Origin of the sequence: Thalassobacillus sp. B23F22_16, from assembly GCF_043496955.1 — a bacterium.
GTDB classification, from domain to species: Bacteria; Bacillota; Bacilli; order Bacillales; family Halobacillaceae; genus Thalassobacillus; species Thalassobacillus devorans_A.
The window spans coordinates 1-17740 of the sequence record NZ_JBIEKD010000003.1 but is presented as its reverse complement, the minus strand read 5'-3'; the positions used below and the strand labels follow the sequence as shown (position 1 = coordinate 17740).

Here is a 17740-nt window from a genome sequence, read left to right as displayed (position 1 = left end):
AACTATGTAACAAAAGAATCTCCCAGCTGATAAGCGGGGAGATTTTTGCTACAATCAAAGGAATCATGGATAGTGCGAGGTGAAAGATAATGACTATAAAAATTGGAGTCACTGGCTGGGGGGACCACGATCTGTTATATGATGATCGTATAGCTGCAGGAGACAAGCTTTCCGCTTACGCCTCCCATTTCCCAGTAGTCGAAGTAGATACAGCTTTCTATGCCATTCAACCGGAAAAAAATTATCGCAAATGGCTGAGTCAGACTCCTGAAAACTTTTCGTTTGTCATAAAAGCCTATCAAAAGCTTACAGGACATGACCGCTCGAAGTTGACGCTACAGGAAGCGAAGGCGTTGATGGAGGAATACAGAGAATCCATTCAGCCTGTCATAGATGCAGGGAAATTGAATGCTATTCTGTTTCAGTTTCCTCCTTGGTTTGATGTTCGAAAAGCACATATCCAAAAACTGAAAACGATACGAGACTGGCTGCCGGACCTGCCCTTGGCTTTAGAGTTTCGTAACCAATCCTGGTTCGATCCTCACTATAAAAGGCAGACGCTTGACTTCATGAAAGAGGAAAAGTGGATTCATACAATCGTCGATGAGCCTCAGGCTGGCGAGAATTCCGTGCCTACCATACTGGAGCCGACACATCCTGATAAGACCTTAATCCGTTTTCATGGAAGGAATGTGCATGGATGGAACCGCAATGGCCGGGAAGGGAAAGACTGGCGTGCTGTTCGCTTTCTTTATCGCTATAACGAGAAAGAATTAGAAGAATGGGTAGAAAACCTTAAGAAACTGGAGCAGCAAACAAAGGATATTACTATCTTTTTTAATAATAATTCCGGCGGCGATGCAGCTGCTAATGCTAAGCAGCTGATTGATATGCTTGGGATCACATATGAAGACCTTAATCCAAGACAAATGGATTTATTCAACTTTTGAGGAGCAGCAATTATGGATGAGAATTTATTATTAAAGAAAATCGAAAGCTATGTAAAAGAACGGTTTGAAAATGATGTAACAGGCCATGATTACTTTCATATGAAACGTGTGGCTAAAACAGCGAGGCAAATAGCTGAAAAGGAAGGGGCACGCCTATTTCTGACTGAAGCTGCAGGCTGGCTGCATGATATAGGAGATGCCAAGTTATTCGCTGACTCTAATCAGGCAAGAAAGAGGATGATCGATTTTCTTAAGGAACTAAAGGTGCCTGTTGAAATGATTACAGAAATCGAAATTGCCATAGAGGATGTATCTTTTTCTAAAGGAAAAGTTCCTGAGACATTGGAGGGCAGAATTGTGCAGGATGCGGATCGTCTTGATGCGATTGGTGCCTTAGGAATTGCGAGGACTTTCGCATTTGGTGGTGCAAAAGGTCAATTAATTTATGATGAAGAACAAGGAAGAACCTCTATTCAGCATTTTTATGATAAGTTATTGACACTTAAGGATAAAATGAATACCGAGTCTGCAAAGCTGGAGGCTTTAGAACGGCATGCATTAATGGAGTCTTATTTAAATCAATTTTATCAGGAGTGGCACACATGCTAGAATAGAGAAAAGAAAACGACGAGGAGTGACGGGATATGACAACGGGAGAACAGGCTTATCTGGAAATGTGTCAGGAAGTGTTAGAGAATGGGACGAAAAAAGGGGATCGGACTGGCACAGGTACATATTCCACTTTTGGAAAGCAGCTTCGATTTGATTTGGCAGAGGGATTTCCGTTACTGACGACGAAGCGTGTGCCTTTCCGCTTGATTGCGAGTGAATTGCTCTGGTTCATCAAAGGGGACACCAACATTCGTTACCTTTTACAGCACAATAATAATATTTGGAACGAATGGGCGTTCAAAAAATGGGTGGAAAGCGATGAGTATGATGGACCGGATATGACGGATTTTGGCATCCGCAGTCAGCAGGATGAAGCCTTTCATGCTATTTATCAAGAGCAGATGGACCGCTTCAAACAATTAATTCTTGAGGATGATCATTTTGCAGAAGCATATGGAGATCTAGGCTCCGTATACGGAAAGCAATGGCGGGCATGGAAGACTTCCCAGGGAGAAACGATTGACCAGCTCAAAGAAGTAATAGACAACATTAGAACTAATCCCGATTCAAGAAGGCATATCGTAACCGCATGGAATCCGGAAGACGTTCCTTCAAACATGGCTCTGCCGCCGTGTCATACCATGTTTCAATTTTACGTAGCTGAGGGCAGACTTTCCTGCCAGTTGTATCAGCGCAGCGGTGATATCTTCCTCGGTGTTCCGTTCAATATTGCCAGTTATGCACTTCTTACCCATCTTATTGCTCATGAATGCGGTCTTGAACCTGGAGAATTCATCCATACCCTGGGAGACGCTCATATTTACACCAACCATACCGAACAAGTAAAGACCCAATTGGCTCGTGAGCCGAGAGCTTTCCCGGCACTGAAACTGAATCAAGAAAAGTCCTCCATATTTGATATTGAAATGGAAGACATGAAAATAGAGGGCTATGACCCACATCCAGGCATTAAAGCACCTGTTGCTGTTTAGAAGGGAGCACTGAAATGATATCACTACTATTTGCAATGGATAGGAATCGGGTTATGGGGAAGGACAATGACCTCCCGTGGCATTTACCTAATGATTTGAAATTCTTTAAAGAAAAAACAATCGGCCATACCATTATAATGGGAAGAAAAACCTATGAATCCTTCAATCGCCCATTACCGAAAAGAGAGAATGTCATACTGACAAAAGATGAGTCCTATCAGCAGCCAGGGTGTAAAATCATTCATGATATGAGCGAAATACTGAGGTGGAATGAAGAAAACCCTGAAACTGAGTGGTTCGTTATTGGCGGTAGTGTATTGTTTGAACAGATTCTTGATCAAGCGGATCGTATGTATATGACCTATATTGATGAAACTTTTCAAGGAGATACCTACTTCCCAGAGTATAAAGAAGATGAGTGGGAATTGACGCATGAAGAAAAAGGTGTCAAGGATGAGAAAAATCCGTATAATTATTATTTCCGTACGTATGATCGGGTGAACAAATGACAGACTATTGTGGGGTCTTATTAGCCGGCGGGCAGTCAAGCAGGATGGGAACCGATAAAGCGCTGCTTGAGCTAGGAGGCTTCAAGACAATCCAATGGGTGGACGAGAAACTTAGCATGGTAACAGATCAGAGGGCAATCATCACTAATCAGAAGGAACGCTTTGCTTTTGTGGATATTCCTTCTTATCCTGATGTATTTAAGGGAGAAGGGCCGATGGCGGGACTGCATGCTGCGATCCACTATCTTCCTTCTGATTATTATCTGTTATCCGCCTGCGATACTCCTTTCCTTTCTCCGGCTGTCTATGAAGTTTTAAAACAACAGGTGGTGGGCCATGATATTGCCATCCCCGTTTTCAATGGAAAGTTCCACCCGATGTCAGGCGTTTACTCAGTCGAAGTTTATAAGAAAGCCGGGGAGCTTTTAAATCAAGGCAAGAGAAGCATGAAGGCGTTATTCAACGAAACGGATACGGTGTTCGTCGACCAGTTTCCATCCATCGATACGGTTGAACTGGAGAGGCACTTTTTTAATATGAACGATCCAAAGGACTATGAGAAAGCTCAAGAAATTGTAAAAATAATTAAGAGTTAAAGGACATGGACCGTAATCCGTGGTAGAATGTAGTTGCTTGAGACAAGATTCGCTTAAACAATCGAACATTTTATGACAACAGTGAAAAAACTACAGTATTTCAAGTGCGGAACCGTTATAATGGGACCATGATAAATCGTTTCTATCTTGTAATCTATTTTGGGAAGGATGGTGAAAGGAATGTTAACAAGTATCGGTGTACCTGGGTTGATTTTGATTTTAGTCATTGCATTGGTTATTTTCGGCCCATCAAAACTTCCTGAAATAGGTAAAGCTGCTGGCCAGACTTTAAGTGAATTTAAAAAGTCAGCGAAAGACATGACAGGCGATGTAGCCGGTGATGTCAAAGAAGTAAAACAAGCGTTCACGGATGATCAGCAATCATCGAATAAATAATCTCTCTTAGAGGTGATAGTTATGTTCAGTAACATCGGCGTTCCTGGTTTGATTTTGATACTAGTCATTGCTTTAGTCATCTTCGGCCCGTCCAAGCTTCCTGAAATAGGTAAAGCTGTAGGCAGTTCCTTAAAAGAGTTCAAGAAAGCCACCAATGATATGATGTCGGATGATGATAAAAAGTCGGACGATAAAAATGATAACAAATAACAATGAATACCAGGAAGGTGTAAGGGGCGACCTTGCATCTTCTTTACTTGTGGGATAGGAAGTTTTACATTTGCATATGCTTGACGGCCCCCTGCAAGATGCAGGTTATGCCGGCACGTCAAACGAGCATGAGTACATAACGCTTGAGCTTTAAACTGGAATGGTGCAGCGGGAGGTGTTGAGGTTGAAAAAACAGAAACAAATAGAAGACGTCGAAATGAATTTGACAGACCATTTAACAGAACTGAGAAAGCGGATCATTTGGACCCTTGTCTCCTTTGTGGCCTTTTTTATTACTGGATTCATTTTTATTAAAGATATTTATGAGTTCTTTGTCAGTGATCTCGCATTCGACTTACATGTAACGAGCCCTGGGGAGATCATCTGGATTTATTTCTCCATGGCAAGTATCGTTGCTTTGATCGGTACACTGCCAATTCTCAGCCTGCAAATCTGGCTATTTGTAAAACCGGCTTTGACACCGAAAGAGACAAAGGTTTCTCTTTCTTATATCCCGGCTATATTTTTGTTATTTTTAGCTGGATTGACTTTCGGTTATGTCATTTTTATCCAATTGATACTTCCGTTCTTGTTATCCTTGAATGATGGAATGTTCAATGAAATTTTCACGGTCGATCGTTATTTCAAGTTTTTGTTCCGGGTGACCATCCCGTTTGCTATTTTATTTGAAATACCTATCATCACAATGTTCTTGACAAGCCTGGGCGTGATCAACCCTGTTATGTTAGTGAAAATCAGAAAGTATGCGTATTTTGTATTGATCATCATAGGTACCATGATTTCACCACCTGATTTTATTTTACAGCTGGTGACAGCCGTTCCACTGATTATCTTATACGAAGTGAGTATCATTCTCTCTCGTGTCGTGTATCGCAAAAAATTAAAGCATCACCGCGAATTTATGGAGCAGGATTTCGAAGATGATGAGTATGGAAGCTGACAATAAACCCGCTGTCCTCTGTGACAGCGGGTTTTTATGTAGCGATATAGTCTAAGCATGCAGGAGCTAAAGGGCTGTAATTTTTCAAAAAAAAAGACCTCAACTGTTTTTACAGTCAAGGCCAAAGCACAAACAAAGGATCATCACTTGCACATCTATATAATACCAGCATACTTTAGGTCTGGAAGTGAGGTTTATCACTAATTCATTGATTTTAACGAAAAACCATGATAAAACTTATACAATAGTTCGTATGAAGTAAGGGGGAGCTTTGGGTGCGTTCATTTTACCATTATATGATGCGATTCAGAGGGAACAAGCAGCAAGATCACGAAAAAGAATTGGCAGACTGGATGTTTGAGGATCATAGTTTTCCTAAGCAATCTACATCTTATCATGAAGTTAGTGACTATCTGGAATGGAATGCTCCATTCCCAGAAGCACTTAGCGTTTTTGATCGGTTATGGGAGTCTTATCAAGTGGATGAAAAAGAATAGTTAAAATGGAATCGTGCAGCTGGCTGGTTGTGCGGTTTTTCATTTTACCAACAGGTAACATTTCCCTGTTGTTCGTAACGGAACCCACGTTCGTGTATAATAAGCTTATACTATGAACAGTGTATTCAAGTATGAAAGTGAGGGTATTCTATGAAACTATTACATACCGCAGACTGGCATCTTGGTAAAATTGTCAACAGTGTACATATGACGGAGGACCAGCGCTATATTTTACAAGAATTTATGAAGATAGTAGATGACGAGCAGCCGGATGCAATCATTATCGCAGGCGATTTATATGATCGTTCGATCCCTCCAAGAGAAGCGGTTGAATTGTTGAATGATGTTTTGACGGGATTGGTAATCGATAAAAAAATCCCGGTATTAGCGATTTCAGGAAACCATGATAGTCCGGATAGACTGGAGTTCGGCAGTCAGTTATTCCGGTCTCAGCAATTATATTTAGATACAAAATTAAAAGGTGAATTTCAACCTGTCACGTTGCACGACGAACATGGGCCGGTCCATTTTCATCTGGTCCCTTATTTGGAACCGGCGGAAGTAAGACAGTTTTTTGACGATGATCGCGTCCAATCTCATCACCAGGCTGCGGAACGGATGATTGAACATATAAAATCGAATCATGATATGTCAGAGCGCCATGTGTGGGTCGGTCATTCCTTTTTAGCCGGTGGAATGGAAACAGAATCGGAAGAAAGGTTATCGATGATAGGCGGGAGTCCATATATCGATGCAGAACTGTTTGAGGATTTTTCCTACGTGGCATTAGGGCATTTGCATCAGCCACAACGGGTAAGGTCCGAACATATTCGTTACAGTGGGTCCATCTTAAAGTATTCTTTTTCTGAAGCGAACCACCGAAAGGGTGTCACAATTGTAGACCTGACCGGTGAAGATACCACCTTCAGACAAGTGCCCCTAAAACCACGACGGGACCTTGAAGTTGTAGAAGGCTACCTGGATGACTTTTTGAATCAGGATTTGCCTGCTCATCCGGAAAATTATCTTCATGTGAAATTGCTGGATGACGGTCAGTTAGTGGATCCGATGGGGAAGTTACGGAGGAAATACCCAAATATATTACGACTCGAACGGAATATGCTCTCCTCACAAAAAAAGCTACAGGATCTCACAAAAATCAAAGAACGTCAGGAAATGTCTCATACGGATTTATTTGCTTCCTTTTATGAAGAAATGAAAGGGGACGCTATCCCTGAAAAGAGGAGCCGGCATATTGAACAAGTCATCAATAAATTAATGACTGAAGAGCGGGTGAAATGACATGAAAGCTATTACATTAACTGTTACCGCATTCGGACCTTATCGTGGGAGACAGCATATCGATTTCAGCAGACTCGGGGAAGAATCGATATTTTTAGTAACTGGTCCGACTGGAGCGGGAAAAACGACGATATTTGATGCTATGTGCTTTGCATTATACGGAAAAGCAAGTGGCAGCGATCGGGATCAGGATACCTTGCGCAGTCACTTTGCTGAACCGGATGAACAGACAAGTGTTGAATTTGTGTTTGAACTGAGAGGGAAAACCTATCGTGTTATCCGAACACCGAAACAGCCGAAGAAAAAAGCGAGAGGTGAGGGGTTTACCGAGGATCCTGCAAAAGCAGAATTGTATCTGCTTGATGGAGAAAAAGAAATATTAGCAGCTTCTCGTATTAAAGAAGTGAATGAAACGCTGGAAGAGATGATCAGCCTCGATTATGAGCAATTTCGTAAAATGATCATGATTCCACAGGGAGAATTTCGAAAACTTATTTCAGAGAACAGTAAAGAACGGGAAGAAATACTCCAACGCATTTTCCATACCCATTTTTATGAAAGAGTCACGGAGGAGCTTAAACAGCACTCCAGGCAATTAAAAGAAGAGATAAGCCAGTATCAATGGAAGATCAAACAAGAGACAACTAAAGTTACCTGGGACGAAGATGAAGATGTTGATACGTTAGAAGATCCGAAAGAGATCTTGACAATGCTGGAACAAAAAGAAAAACAGGGGCAGAGTTCCCTACAGCACGTGGAGGAGCAGCTGACAAAACAAAACGTCAAGTTAAAAAAGACGCAGGAGTCCTTTTACCAGGCCAAGCAGTTGCAGGAAGATTTTTCGAGGTTGAAAAAATACCAGGAAGAAAAACAAGCATTGATGCAGCAACAGCCGGAAATGGAAAAAGTGAAAGAAAAACTGTCGCAAGCTGAAAATGCGATGGAAGTGATACCGGTCGAGGAGCAATGGAAGAGCCGGCAGCAGGATTATGAACGCTTGAAAGCACAGTTAGAACAAAAACAGACTTATCTTGCTGAAAACCGCGAACAGTTCGTCAAACTTCAGAAAACATATGAACAAGAATCAGAAAAAGAACCAGAGCGGGAGCGGTTAAAGGAAGATATCAAACGAAACAAAGAGGAGCTGGAGAAACTTAACAAACTGAAAGTCCTTCACGAAGAGAAAGAAAAGGCCAGAAAGCAGCTGGAAGGAAAATCTCAAGCTATTCAAAAGCTGAAGCATGCAGTTGAAGCGAACAAACGGGAAAGGACAGAGCTCCAGGGGATGCTTAAGCGGGAAAGTGAATGGAATAAAGCTTATTATCAGTGGAAGCAGGATTTTCAGGAACAAAAAACCATTCAAAATAGAATCGAAAAATTAGTCAAAGTTAATGAAGACATCTTGAAGATGCGAAACAGGTACCGGGATTTCAGACGGCAATACGATAAAAAGGTTTCGGAAGCCGAGCATATGAAGAACCAGCTGGATGAAAAGCAAAAAGAATTGAATCAGCAGCACGCTTTCCTGTTAGCGAGTTCCCTTGAAGCAGGAGAACCCTGCCCGGTGTGCGGTTCTGAACACCATCCTTCTCCGGCTGGGGCATCCAGCCAGGGAACTTCATCCCTGGAGGTTGTCGAGCAGTTACAGGAAAAGTACCGGCAGGCTGAAGAAGCTGTCAAGAAAGAGGAAGAGCAAAATATACAACTGAAGGCGGAAGGACAATCACAAAAACAGTTACTCGTAGCGGTTCATGAAGAAGTCGCTGAACATGTTCCTGACCTTCAGGAGGAAACGATTAAGAAAGTACAGCAAAAACAGGCAGAAGCGATGGCTATGTATCAACAGAAAATAACGGAAATAGAGGCCAAACTGAAAGAAATAGCTGATGCAAATGAAAAAGCGAAGCGGTTGGATAATCAGCTGGAAGCCTATCAAAGCGAACTGGAAGCTGAGCGGGAACAATACAATCAGCTTGAGAACAGTTTCGTGAAAACAGAAACATGGATCGAAAAGTTGAGTGAAGGAATGAACACCACCCTGGACGGTTTAGGGCAAATGAAAGAAACGATTGCCCGTATGGAACGGGATTATCACCAGGCTGTAGCAGAATGGGAAGAAGTAAAAGAACGGTTTGAAAAGAAGAAAGAACAACTGCAAAAGCTGGAAGTGGAAGTTTCTGAGCTTACCAATTATACAGAAGAAAGCAGACAGATGGTCGCAAAATGGCAGGAGAAGTTAGAGGAACAGCTAACCAAGTACGATTTTGCCAGTTTAGAAGCCTACCAGGCGGTTAAGCTTCCTAAGGAAGACTGGGAAAAATTAAAATATAAACTGGAACAGTACAAGCAGAAGCTGGTCACGAATGGAGAGCAGACCGCGGAACTGGAAGCACACTTGAAAGACAAGGAAGAACCTGAAATAGAATCATTACAAGCAAAGCTCGAGCAGGAAGAGAAAGTGAAAGAAGTACTCGCTTCGCGTAAAAACGAAGCCGAACTGCATCTTAAAATGATTCAGGACGTTCAAACAGCGGTGGAGTCGTTATATAAGGAACAGGAGCAATTGCTGAACGATTATTATGATATTGGTGAACTTGCCGATTTAGCCAGAGGAGAAAATCACTTGCGTCTATCCTTTGAACGGTACGTTCTTTCTGCATTCTTAGATGAGATTCTTATGCAGGCAAACATCCGCTTCGATCAAATGACTGATCATCGCTACCAGCTGATCAGAAGTGACCAGGTCGCAAAACGTGGAGCCCAGAGTGGTCTTGATTTGGAAGTTATGGATCATCACACAGGGCTGCAGCGTTCGGTCCGAACACTTTCAGGTGGTGAGGGATTCAAGGCAGCATTGAGCCTTGCCTTAGGAATGGCTGATGTCGTCCAGGCTCATGCAGGAGGCGTGCAGCTGGATACTCTGTTCATCGATGAAGGCTTCGGCACCCTTGATGATTTATCGTTAGAGCAAGCGATCGGCTGTCTGAAAGATTTGCAGGACGGCAACCGTATGCTTGGGATCATTTCCCATGTTCCCCAATTGAAAGAGGAAATTAAAGCGAAGCTCCATATTTCACCAAGTCCGGAAGGCTCAACGGTACAGTTTGTATTCCATTAATTACTTTTTAAAACTATGTTTCTCTCATGTTATATTATTAAATGCACATGTTAGAAGCAGAGAGGGCGTTTCACATGAAAGTTATTAATGCACCAACGACAGCTCAGGTGGAAGAGTTACATGGGCTATGGGGACAATTTCAAGACGAAATATTACCATGTTATCTTTCTACATCTTATTTAAGACAATTAGGAAACACTGATATTTTTCACTTGCCAGATTTGGATGTCAAGGATCAGGCTGACATCATTGAAATGACGATTGCGCTTCAGACGATTATCCATCTGCTGGATGCTTCCTCAAATAAGCAGGAAAAATACGGCTATCTGTTTGAATCTAATAAAAAGATACTCACCAAACACGGAGTTTCCTTTCCTTTTGAAGCACGGTTATTCGAACTTCCTGAAAAAAATTATCGCCGCTACCACTAAGATGCTTGTAATTCTCTTTGTAATTAAATAGGATAAAAGTAAAGAAGAGCGGAGGTTTAGCCATGTCTACACCATTTTCAATGGAATGGAAAATGATTACGGAAGGCCAGGAAAAACGGATCAATGCAGAGGATAATATATTTGAGATCACTTTCGAGGGTTATAAAATATTTCCCATGGAGGAAATAATCGAAATCAAGCGCCATCCGGATGCGGATTTGATCGGAAGCGGGAAAGTTGTCGAATTGATTTTCAAAAATCAACAGACTACTTGCAAATATCAACTAATTTCGCTATATAGTGTCAATTAACGGATCTCCGTATAGCGAAAGGCGTCTGTTTTTGCGCTTGCCCGGGAAATACTTTGCTGAATTATTTCCCTTTGTCCCAACAAGATTCAAAGAATTGCCACATTCCCTACGTTTGTTATGAAGATATTCACCTTATACTTTAAGTAGCTACATGAATATTTTCAATAGGGGGAAGATAACATGCTCAGCAGTGTTTTGTTTGGTTTAATTCTAAGTGGTTTTATAGGCTTGATCATTACAGCAGATTTGGTATCAGAATAAAAGTGAATGAAGCGGGAAATCCTATCCATTCTCCAGGTTGCATTTACCTGGAGAATTTTTTTGTTAAATTGATAGGTTTTGTTATTATTTTTATAGAGTTGTGAAAGGAAGGGTGAGGGATATGAAGATATTACATAACGATTGGGCGCCACTGCTGGAGCAGGAGTTTGAAAAAAAATACTACCAGAAGCTACGGGAGTTTCTGAAAAAGGAATACCACCATCATACCGTTTACCCGGACATGCATGAGATTTATCAGGCTCTGCATACAACATCCTATCAAAATACAAAAGTAGTCATTTTAGGACAAGATCCATATCATGGGCCAGATCAAGCACATGGTTTCAGTTTTTCAGTTAAGCCGGGGATTGATATACCGCCGTCTTTAAAAAATATATATAAAGAACTGGAAGCTGATGTAGGGTTTGAAATTCCTAATCATGGCTATTTAAAGCCGTGGGCCGAGCAAGGGGTATTATTATTGAATAATGTGCTGACTGTCAGGGCACATCAGGCACACTCCCATCAGGGAGCAGGCTGGGAAACATTCACCGATGAAGTCATTGAGGCGTTGAATGAAAGAGAAAAGCCAGTAGTATTCATGCTGTGGGGAAAACATGCGCAGAAGAAGGCTTCGTTTGTCGATCGCGGCCGTCACTATGTGATTCAATCCCCACATCCCAGTCCATTATCGGCGTATCGAGGATTTTTCGGCAGTCGCCCATTTTCAAAAGCTAATCGTTTCCTGGAGGAAATAGGCGAGTCGCCGATCGATTGGGAGCTGCCACATCACGTAACAAGGGCTTAAGCCCATGCAAACTCAGCAGGTGCACATATACTATCCTATGACGAGACAATGAGTACGGAGGGATAGATATGTTTCCACCTGCAAGACCTCCGATGGGAGGAAGACCACCAGGGTTTGGCGGGCAATCGCCTTTTCAAATCGGGCCGTATGGTAATCAGTTCGGAATGGGCAATCAGTTTAGGGGAATGCCGCAAAAGCAAGGATTCCTATCCAAACTTTTAGCTAAAAGAGGAGCAGGTGCTGCAGCGCGTGGAGGCTTTGGAGCCGTTCAGGGGGGCGGTACTGATTTTGCTTCTATGCTTGGGAACGCACAGCAAGTACTGAAAGTGGCACAGAGTGCTGCACCGATGATCCAGCAATATGGACCGATGGTAAAAAACATACCAACATTGATCAATCTATGGAAAATCATGCGCGAGCCTGATGGAGAAACAGAAACACAGGCAGAAAGTTCTCTAAGATCTCCGGATAGAATGGAGTCAAGAGTGAGCAGCAATCGGGAAAGCACTAGGAGACACGAGGAATCATCCGGTGCGTTACGTTCTAATAAAGGATCTCGTTCTAATCAAGGCACATCACAGCCCAAATTATATATTTGAGCTGTGCATGTGACTTGATTTTTTTTCCTAAAACCGAAAGAATAAGGGAAATACGTGTTATATTCACACTTTCTTCTTGGAGGTTTTAAATATGTCTGAACAGAATTTGAAAAAAGCTACCTTTGCTGGCGGCTGTTTCTGGTGCATGGTCGAGCCATTTGATGAACGACCGGGTATAGAGAAGGTGGTTTCCGGATATACGGGCGGCCATACAGAGAACCCTTCCTATGAAGATGTTTTTACGAAAGATACAGGGCACGTGGAAGCGGTAGAGATCACATACAATCCTGAAATTTTTTCTTACGAGCGGTTGGTCGAAATATTTTGGCAGCAGATCGACCCTACCGATCCAGGAGGACAGTTCAACGACCGGGGGGAACATTACACAACTGCCATATTTTACCATGACGAAGAACAGAAGCTAATAGCTGAAAGCAGTAAGCGAACTCTTGAGGAAAGTGGCAAATTTAAAGATCCGATTGTAACCAAAATACTGCCAGCTAAACCTTTCTACCCTGCTGAAGAAGCCCATCAGGACTACTATAAAAAACAGTCGTTTCATTATAACCTGTATAAAAAAGGTTCCGGCCGAGCTGATTTCATCAAAGAGAACTGGGGTTATAAAAAGGACAAGGATGAACTGAAGCATCAGCTGACGGATATGCAGTATTTTGTCACCCAGGAAAATGGCACAGAACCGCCGTTCCGTAATGAATACAACGATAACGAGGAAGAGGGCATTTATGTAGATATCGTATCCGGGGAACCATTATTTAGTTCTACGGATAAATACGATGCCGGCTGCGGATGGCCAAGCTTTACCAAACCGATCGAAAAACAGCAAGTGGCAGAAAACACTGATACTTCCCACGGGATGATCAGGACCGAGGTGCGAAGTCAGGAAGGGGACTCCCATCTCGGGCATGTTTTTGAAGATGGTCCGAGAGATAAAGGCGGTCTTCGGTACTGCATCAATTCAGCAGCACTTAAATTCGTACCTAAGGAGAAGATGGAAGAAGAAGGGTATGGATATCTCCGTTATTTGTTTGATTAATGTCATCTTAGATAACCTGAGATATTAAATGGAATTAATGTGACTTTGTAGCACTTAGACGACACATGTGGAGTGTGTGAGCTGGTTGGAGAAAAAGAGCGATGTATTTCTTCAACTATAATTAAGTCGAAATACTTTATGTTGATTAAGCAGGAAGCTCACCTAAGAGCTCCTGCTTTTTAACATGGGAAGGGATTCAACTTTGATTGGAGAATTGAATAAGGATAGTGATTGATATTACTTACACGAAAAAAATGTACTCATGAAAAAAGTAATGGAGATCATCTCACTTTTAGCAGACAGGACAATAACTTTTGGATACTGGAAAATTACGGAAGGAACAAGAAGAAAACGTATTGATGCTTTTTTAAAAAAGATCAATCAATTATGAGTTATCCATGTTACATAAGCGGATAAAAGATTCAATAAGAGATAGATTAATATAGTTAGGAAAAAATATGAAAATACTGAATGGTGCTTAAAATGTTTTTAGAATTCTGAAAATATAAAGTTACGTATTAAAGTGATTTCTTTTATATGTTCATCCTTGGTTAATGATTTCTGAAGAAGCACCAGAACCGTCCGGGGCGTCTCGGTGTGTCTGAATTGTGACAGAAGAAAGTGGAGGGGTAATCAAATGAGAAAAATCAAAGTTGGCTTAGTTGGATATGGCTTTTCAGGTGCTACATTCCATGCGCCATTTCTTAGTGTATTAAAGGAATATGAGTTGACGAAAGTTGTTAGTTCTAAAAAGAAAGAGGTTCAAAAGGATTTAGGAAATGTAGTTGTAGTAGGTAGCTTAGAAGAGGTTCTTGAAGATCAAACGACTGATTTAGTCATTATTACAACACCAAGCGGTATGCACTTTGAAATGGCAAAACAAAGCTTAATGGCCGGAAAGCATGTAATATTGGAGAAACCGATGGTTGTTAAAACTTGGGAGGCAGAGGAACTAATTAAAATTGCCTCAGGCCCTGGCTCGGGCATACTATATGATTTAGGCTCTCATCTTATAGATCAAGCCTTACATCTTTTTGGCTGGCCACAATTCGTATCAGCCGATGTATTTGCACAAAGAGAAAAAGCGGAAACGGATGATTATTTCCATATTACTTTAGGATACGATAAGCTACGAGTTATTTTACATTCTGGCTCAATTGTTCCAGAGAGTGGACCGCGTTTTCAGGTGCATGGAACAAAAGGAAGCTTTATTAAATATGGCCTTGATGGACAGGAATCTGCACTTATAGCTGGCAAAAAGCCGACCGATTATACGTGGGGAGCAGATGATCCACAATTTTATGGAGAACTTCATACAGTAGATGGGGAAGAAGTAAAGCAAGAGTTGATTGAAACATTAAATGGCTCCTATACAACTTATTATGAAAAATTTGCTGAAAATGTTTTGGAGGGAAAATGTCTTCCTGTTACAGCATATGAAGGGTTATCCGTTATTAAAATTATTGAGGCTGCCTTTCAAAGTAGTAAAGAAAAGAAAGTAATTCTAGTATAAAGATAGCCCAGAGTTTACCTCTGGGCTTTTTGTGTTCTACTATTGTGTGATCATCCATATGGTTGGACTATTTGCTTTTAATGCAACTTAAATTGTCTATCGTCTGCTTCGGCTCCTGGTTCCAGTCGTCTGATTCGAGTTCTCATTAATCCAGCTGGTTTTCCTTTCTGGACCTGAGTCTTCACTTTGTGTCAAATCCACATTTTCAAGTGGGTCTCTGTTATGGCTTGTTTCATTATTAACTATATTGTTAGGATACATGGATTTATTTTCTGTCTTGTTTGTCAGGAAGGTACGGTAGACTTTTTCTTCATTCTTTTCGTCCGCTTCAACCAGTACAATCGTCTTTCCATCTTTTAAATATTGTTCATACTGTTTTGCTTCTGCTTCCGGCATACCAGCTCCTACCATGGCTCCGACGATTCCTCCGCCGCCGGCACCGATGCCTGCGCCAGATAGTGCTGCTGCAATCGGACCAGCCGCTGCAATTTGACCGATTCCTGGGATAGCCAGAAGACCAAGACCTGTTATTAAACCGGCAATGCCCCCCAGGACACCGCCCGAAGCTGCTCCGATTCCGGCACCTTTACCAGCGTTTTTACCCCTGCCGCCTTTATTGGATGTAACGGTGGTATCTGTTTCATCTTCCAGCACATTAACCTTGTTTTTATCCTGGGCAAAGACAGAAATGTCATTACCGCTATAACCATGATTCTGTAAATCTCTGATTGCTCGTTCTGCGTCTCCCACGTGAGTGAATACGCCTCCAATGAGCTTTTTATCCATAATCAGCATCATCCTCCTTTGAATTTGTACATATTACCCCATACCCCGTTAACAAAAATTGTATGCATCACGGCTCGTTTTCCTTTTCGTAAAAACTTTAATTAATAAGGGTAATATTGAAGAATAATAAACGGTAATTCCTGTTTCTACAAAGTTAACTGAGGTTAGAAACCAACCGATCAGTGGTATGAGTGATGGTAAATGAAAAATTGTGCCAGCAGTAAGGAGAGAAAATGAATGTGGACGAAACACCCCTTTTTCAAATATATAACCGGTTTAATATTAATTCTAATCAGTATTTTCTTTTTGAAGGTTCTTGGATTCTTTGAACCAGTCAAAGTAGTAATAGAGAGCGTGTTTTATCCGATATTGATCGCTGGATTTCTCTATTTCATTTTGCGGCCGTTCGTAAGATTCTTTTCCAAGTATAAATATGTGCCGAATAGCTTAGCGGTGGTAATTGTTTTTGCAGGGATAGCTGGTCTTATTTATACTGCCTATTTAATTATGGCTGAGACACTGCAACAACAAATTTCCAATATCACGAATAAGTTACCGGAAGATCTGAAGAAATCTGCAGAAAAAACAGAACAGGCGATTGAAGAAAACGATATGGGGATGATTTCTATAAGCAGCCTCAGACAAAAAGCTACCAGCTTTTCGGGAGACATGGTTCAGACTGTAGGTGAAAATTTGCCGGAAGTCTTAAGCGCTATTACCAGTGCAGCCACTGTGCTTATCGTAGTTCCCTTCGTATTGTTTTATTTTTTGAAAGATGATCATCGCTTTATTCCATTTATGTTAAGACTCATCCCTGAAAAGCATGATCAGGAAGGTCAAAAGATATTAAAAAATATCAGCCAGACATTGTCCGCCTATATTATTGGTCAAATCACAGTGGCAGTAGTCGATGGAGTATTGATGTATATCGGTTATTTAATCATCGGTCTTGATTATGCTCTGGTACTGTCCATATTTGTAACACTTACCGCTGTAGTTCCATTTTTTGGTCCAATCATCGGTATACTGCCATCTCTTATCGTTGCACTGACACAAGAACCTTCCATGGTCGTATATGTACTGATTACCATGGCAATTGTCCAGCAAATGGAAAGCAGTCTGGTTGCCCCGGTGGTGCTCGGAAATCGTTTGGATGTTCATCCTTTGACCATTATTTTCCTTTTGATAACTGCGGCGTCATTATATGGATTTATAGGGATGCTAATCGCTATTCCTCTATATGCTGTTGTTAAAGTTACCATTAAAAATTTGTACTCCTTTTTCAGACTAAGGAAAGTTGTTTAACTATTTTCACACCAAAGCTCCTAATTGTGAAGGAGTTTCGAGACTCTTGATTGCGATTATGGTGGCTTGGAAAACGGATCGCTTTCCGTGGGCATGTGGTGAGCTTCCTCAGGCTTCGCCTTGCGGGATCTCACCGCTCATGTTCATCCCACTGGACTTTGAAATACTTCTTCGAAAAGACACCGCACGAAGGAAATGCGTAGCATTTTCGAGGAGTCTCACTGTTTTCCCAGCCACCATACGTTCGTTAGTTTCTCGAAACTTCGATCAGAATTAGAGTGCTTTTGGAGCAGAAGATACGGTCAACTTGCCATTGTAATAGGGTTCTCATAACAAAATAGGACTGGACTTTCCAAACACGATTTCGAGTACCTTATATGGCAAGGGGCGTGGGGGAAGGGTGAGACTCCCTCCGGAAATGTTGATACACCAAGGGTTAAAGATCGTTTTAACACTTTTAAAAATTTTTTATACTCCATTTGTTAAACAAGTTATTCCTTTTCTTCAATATTAAGGAAAACAAAGGGAC

Annotated in this window: 19 protein-coding genes; 18 read left to right on the top strand and 1 reads right to left on the bottom strand. The window is 41.5% G+C overall.

Annotation, left to right across the window (positions count from 1 at the left end; translation table 11 throughout):
• Positions 1–89: 89 nt before the first annotated feature.
• From ACGTNI_RS03875 to ACGTNI_RS03795, 17 genes are all read left to right on the top strand, one after another.
• Entirely contained in the window at positions 90–950 is an 861-nt protein-coding gene (locus ACGTNI_RS03875) for a DUF72 domain-containing protein (RefSeq protein ID WP_394460187.1), read from the top strand.
• Positions 951–962: 12 nt separating this feature from the next.
• The gene (locus tag ACGTNI_RS03870; protein WP_085508640.1) at positions 963–1559 is read left to right on the top strand and encodes an HD domain-containing protein; all 597 of its coding nucleotides are present in this window, start codon (positions 963–965) and stop codon (positions 1557–1559) included.
• 35 nt (positions 1560–1594) lie between these two features.
• Positions 1595–2554, top strand: a complete 960-nt coding sequence (locus ACGTNI_RS03865; protein WP_394460185.1) for a thymidylate synthase — start codon at positions 1595–1597, stop codon at positions 2552–2554.
• A 14-nt stretch (positions 2555–2568) separates the two neighbouring features.
• Entirely contained in the window at positions 2569–3063 is a 495-nt protein-coding gene (locus ACGTNI_RS03860; RefSeq protein WP_085508638.1) for a dihydrofolate reductase, read from the top strand.
• Positions 3060–3659, top strand: a complete 600-nt coding sequence (gene mobA, locus ACGTNI_RS03855) for a molybdenum cofactor guanylyltransferase (protein ID WP_085508637.1) — start codon at positions 3060–3062, stop codon at positions 3657–3659. Before ACGTNI_RS03860 ends, mobA begins: the two co-directional genes overlap by 4 nt.
• Before the next feature lie 180 nt (positions 3660–3839).
• Positions 3840–4055, top strand: a complete 216-nt coding sequence (locus ACGTNI_RS03850) for a twin-arginine translocase TatA/TatE family subunit (RefSeq protein ID WP_085508636.1) — start codon at positions 3840–3842, stop codon at positions 4053–4055.
• A 21-nt stretch (positions 4056–4076) separates the two neighbouring features.
• Positions 4077–4265 carry a twin-arginine translocase TatA/TatE family subunit gene (locus ACGTNI_RS03845; RefSeq protein ID WP_085508635.1) on the top strand — a complete coding sequence of 63 codons (189 nt, stop codon included), beginning with the start codon at positions 4077–4079 and terminating at the stop codon, positions 4263–4265.
• Between the two features lie 160 nt (positions 4266–4425).
• The gene (tatC, locus tag ACGTNI_RS03840; RefSeq protein WP_085508634.1) at positions 4426–5226 is read left to right on the top strand and encodes a twin-arginine translocase subunit TatC; all 801 of its coding nucleotides are present in this window, start codon (positions 4426–4428) and stop codon (positions 5224–5226) included.
• A 275-nt stretch (positions 5227–5501) separates the two neighbouring features.
• On the top strand, positions 5502–5723 hold the full coding sequence (locus ACGTNI_RS03835) for a YozE family protein (RefSeq protein ID WP_085508633.1): 222 nt from the start codon (positions 5502–5504) through the stop codon (positions 5721–5723).
• A gap of 150 nt (positions 5724–5873) precedes the next feature.
• Positions 5874–7025 (top strand): exonuclease SbcCD subunit D, encoded by a 1152-nt coding sequence (locus ACGTNI_RS03830; RefSeq protein ID WP_085508632.1) that lies wholly within the window; start codon positions 5874–5876, stop codon positions 7023–7025.
• Position 7026: 1 nt separating this feature from the next.
• Positions 7027–10143, top strand: coding sequence for an AAA family ATPase (locus ACGTNI_RS03825; protein WP_394460181.1), 3117 nt, complete (start codon positions 7027–7029; stop codon positions 10141–10143).
• A gap of 74 nt (positions 10144–10217) precedes the next feature.
• Positions 10218–10574, top strand: coding sequence for a DUF5365 family protein (locus ACGTNI_RS03820; RefSeq protein WP_085508630.1), 357 nt, complete (start codon positions 10218–10220; stop codon positions 10572–10574).
• A 62-nt stretch (positions 10575–10636) separates the two neighbouring features.
• Positions 10637–10885: a DUF2584 family protein gene (locus tag ACGTNI_RS03815; RefSeq protein ID WP_085508629.1), complete on the top strand. Its 249-nt coding sequence runs from the start codon at positions 10637–10639 to the stop codon at positions 10883–10885.
• A gap of 382 nt (positions 10886–11267) precedes the next feature.
• On the top strand, positions 11268–11954 hold the full coding sequence (locus tag ACGTNI_RS03810; RefSeq protein WP_394460178.1) for a uracil-DNA glycosylase: 687 nt from the start codon (positions 11268–11270) through the stop codon (positions 11952–11954).
• Positions 11955–12022: 68 nt separating this feature from the next.
• Positions 12023–12553 carry a VrrA/YqfQ family protein gene (gene vrrA / locus ACGTNI_RS03805; RefSeq protein ID WP_394460176.1) on the top strand — a complete coding sequence of 177 codons (531 nt, stop codon included), beginning with the start codon at positions 12023–12025 and terminating at the stop codon, positions 12551–12553.
• Positions 12554–12644: 91 nt separating this feature from the next.
• A complete protein-coding gene (gene msrB, locus ACGTNI_RS03800; protein ID WP_394460174.1) occupies positions 12645–13607 on the top strand; it encodes a peptide-methionine (R)-S-oxide reductase MsrB in 963 nt (320 codons plus the stop codon).
• Between the two features lie 637 nt (positions 13608–14244).
• Positions 14245–15120, top strand: coding sequence for a Gfo/Idh/MocA family oxidoreductase (locus ACGTNI_RS03795; protein ID WP_394460172.1), 876 nt, complete (start codon positions 14245–14247; stop codon positions 15118–15120).
• Positions 15121–15216: 96 nt separating this feature from the next.
• Here the strand turns inward: ACGTNI_RS03795 and ACGTNI_RS03790 are convergent, their stop codons facing one another.
• Positions 15217–15906 (bottom strand): low temperature-induced protein, encoded by a 690-nt coding sequence (locus ACGTNI_RS03790; RefSeq protein ID WP_394460170.1) that lies wholly within the window; start codon positions 15904–15906, stop codon positions 15217–15219.
• A 237-nt stretch (positions 15907–16143) separates the two neighbouring features.
• On the opposite strand from ACGTNI_RS03790, the gene ACGTNI_RS03785 reads away from it, so the two are divergent.
• Complete coding sequence (locus ACGTNI_RS03785) at positions 16144–17211, top strand: AI-2E family transporter (protein ID WP_085508624.1); 1068 nt, start codon at positions 16144–16146, stop codon at positions 17209–17211.
• The last annotated feature ends 529 nt before the right edge of the window (positions 17212–17740 follow it).

Excerpts from the sequence above, each read along its gene's own strand:
- ACGTNI_RS03875 (WP_394460187.1), top strand. The coding sequence starts at position 90 with ATGACTATAAAAATTGGAGTCACTGGCTGGGGGGACCACGATCTGTTA.
- ACGTNI_RS03870 (WP_085508640.1), top strand. The coding sequence starts at position 963 with ATGGATGAGAATTTATTATTAAAGAAAATCGAAAGCTATGTAAAAGAA.
- ACGTNI_RS03865 (WP_394460185.1), top strand. The coding sequence starts at position 1,595 with ATGACAACGGGAGAACAGGCTTATCTGGAAATGTGTCAGGAAGTGTTA.
- ACGTNI_RS03860 (WP_085508638.1), top strand. The coding sequence starts at position 2,569 with ATGATATCACTACTATTTGCAATGGATAGGAATCGGGTTATGGGGAAG.
- mobA (WP_085508637.1), top strand. The coding sequence starts at position 3,060 with ATGACAGACTATTGTGGGGTCTTATTAGCCGGCGGGCAGTCAAGCAGG.
- ACGTNI_RS03850 (WP_085508636.1), top strand. The coding sequence starts at position 3,840 with ATGTTAACAAGTATCGGTGTACCTGGGTTGATTTTGATTTTAGTCATT.
- ACGTNI_RS03845 (WP_085508635.1), top strand. The coding sequence starts at position 4,077 with ATGTTCAGTAACATCGGCGTTCCTGGTTTGATTTTGATACTAGTCATT.
- tatC (WP_085508634.1), top strand. The coding sequence starts at position 4,426 with ATGGTGCAGCGGGAGGTGTTGAGGTTGAAAAAACAGAAACAAATAGAA.
- ACGTNI_RS03830 (WP_085508632.1), top strand. The coding sequence starts at position 5,874 with ATGAAACTATTACATACCGCAGACTGGCATCTTGGTAAAATTGTCAAC.
- ACGTNI_RS03825 (WP_394460181.1), top strand. The coding sequence starts at position 7,027 with ATGAAAGCTATTACATTAACTGTTACCGCATTCGGACCTTATCGTGGG.
- ACGTNI_RS03820 (WP_085508630.1), top strand. The coding sequence starts at position 10,218 with ATGAAAGTTATTAATGCACCAACGACAGCTCAGGTGGAAGAGTTACAT.
- ACGTNI_RS03815 (WP_085508629.1), top strand. The coding sequence starts at position 10,637 with ATGTCTACACCATTTTCAATGGAATGGAAAATGATTACGGAAGGCCAG.
- ACGTNI_RS03810 (WP_394460178.1), top strand. The coding sequence starts at position 11,268 with ATGAAGATATTACATAACGATTGGGCGCCACTGCTGGAGCAGGAGTTT.
- vrrA (WP_394460176.1), top strand. The coding sequence starts at position 12,023 with ATGTTTCCACCTGCAAGACCTCCGATGGGAGGAAGACCACCAGGGTTT.
- msrB (WP_394460174.1), top strand. The coding sequence starts at position 12,645 with ATGTCTGAACAGAATTTGAAAAAAGCTACCTTTGCTGGCGGCTGTTTC.
- ACGTNI_RS03795 (WP_394460172.1), top strand. The coding sequence starts at position 14,245 with ATGAGAAAAATCAAAGTTGGCTTAGTTGGATATGGCTTTTCAGGTGCT.
- ACGTNI_RS03790 (WP_394460170.1), bottom strand. The coding sequence starts at position 15,906 with ATGGATAAAAAGCTCATTGGAGGCGTATTCACTCACGTGGGAGACGCA.
- ACGTNI_RS03785 (WP_085508624.1), top strand. The coding sequence starts at position 16,144 with ATGTGGACGAAACACCCCTTTTTCAAATATATAACCGGTTTAATATTA.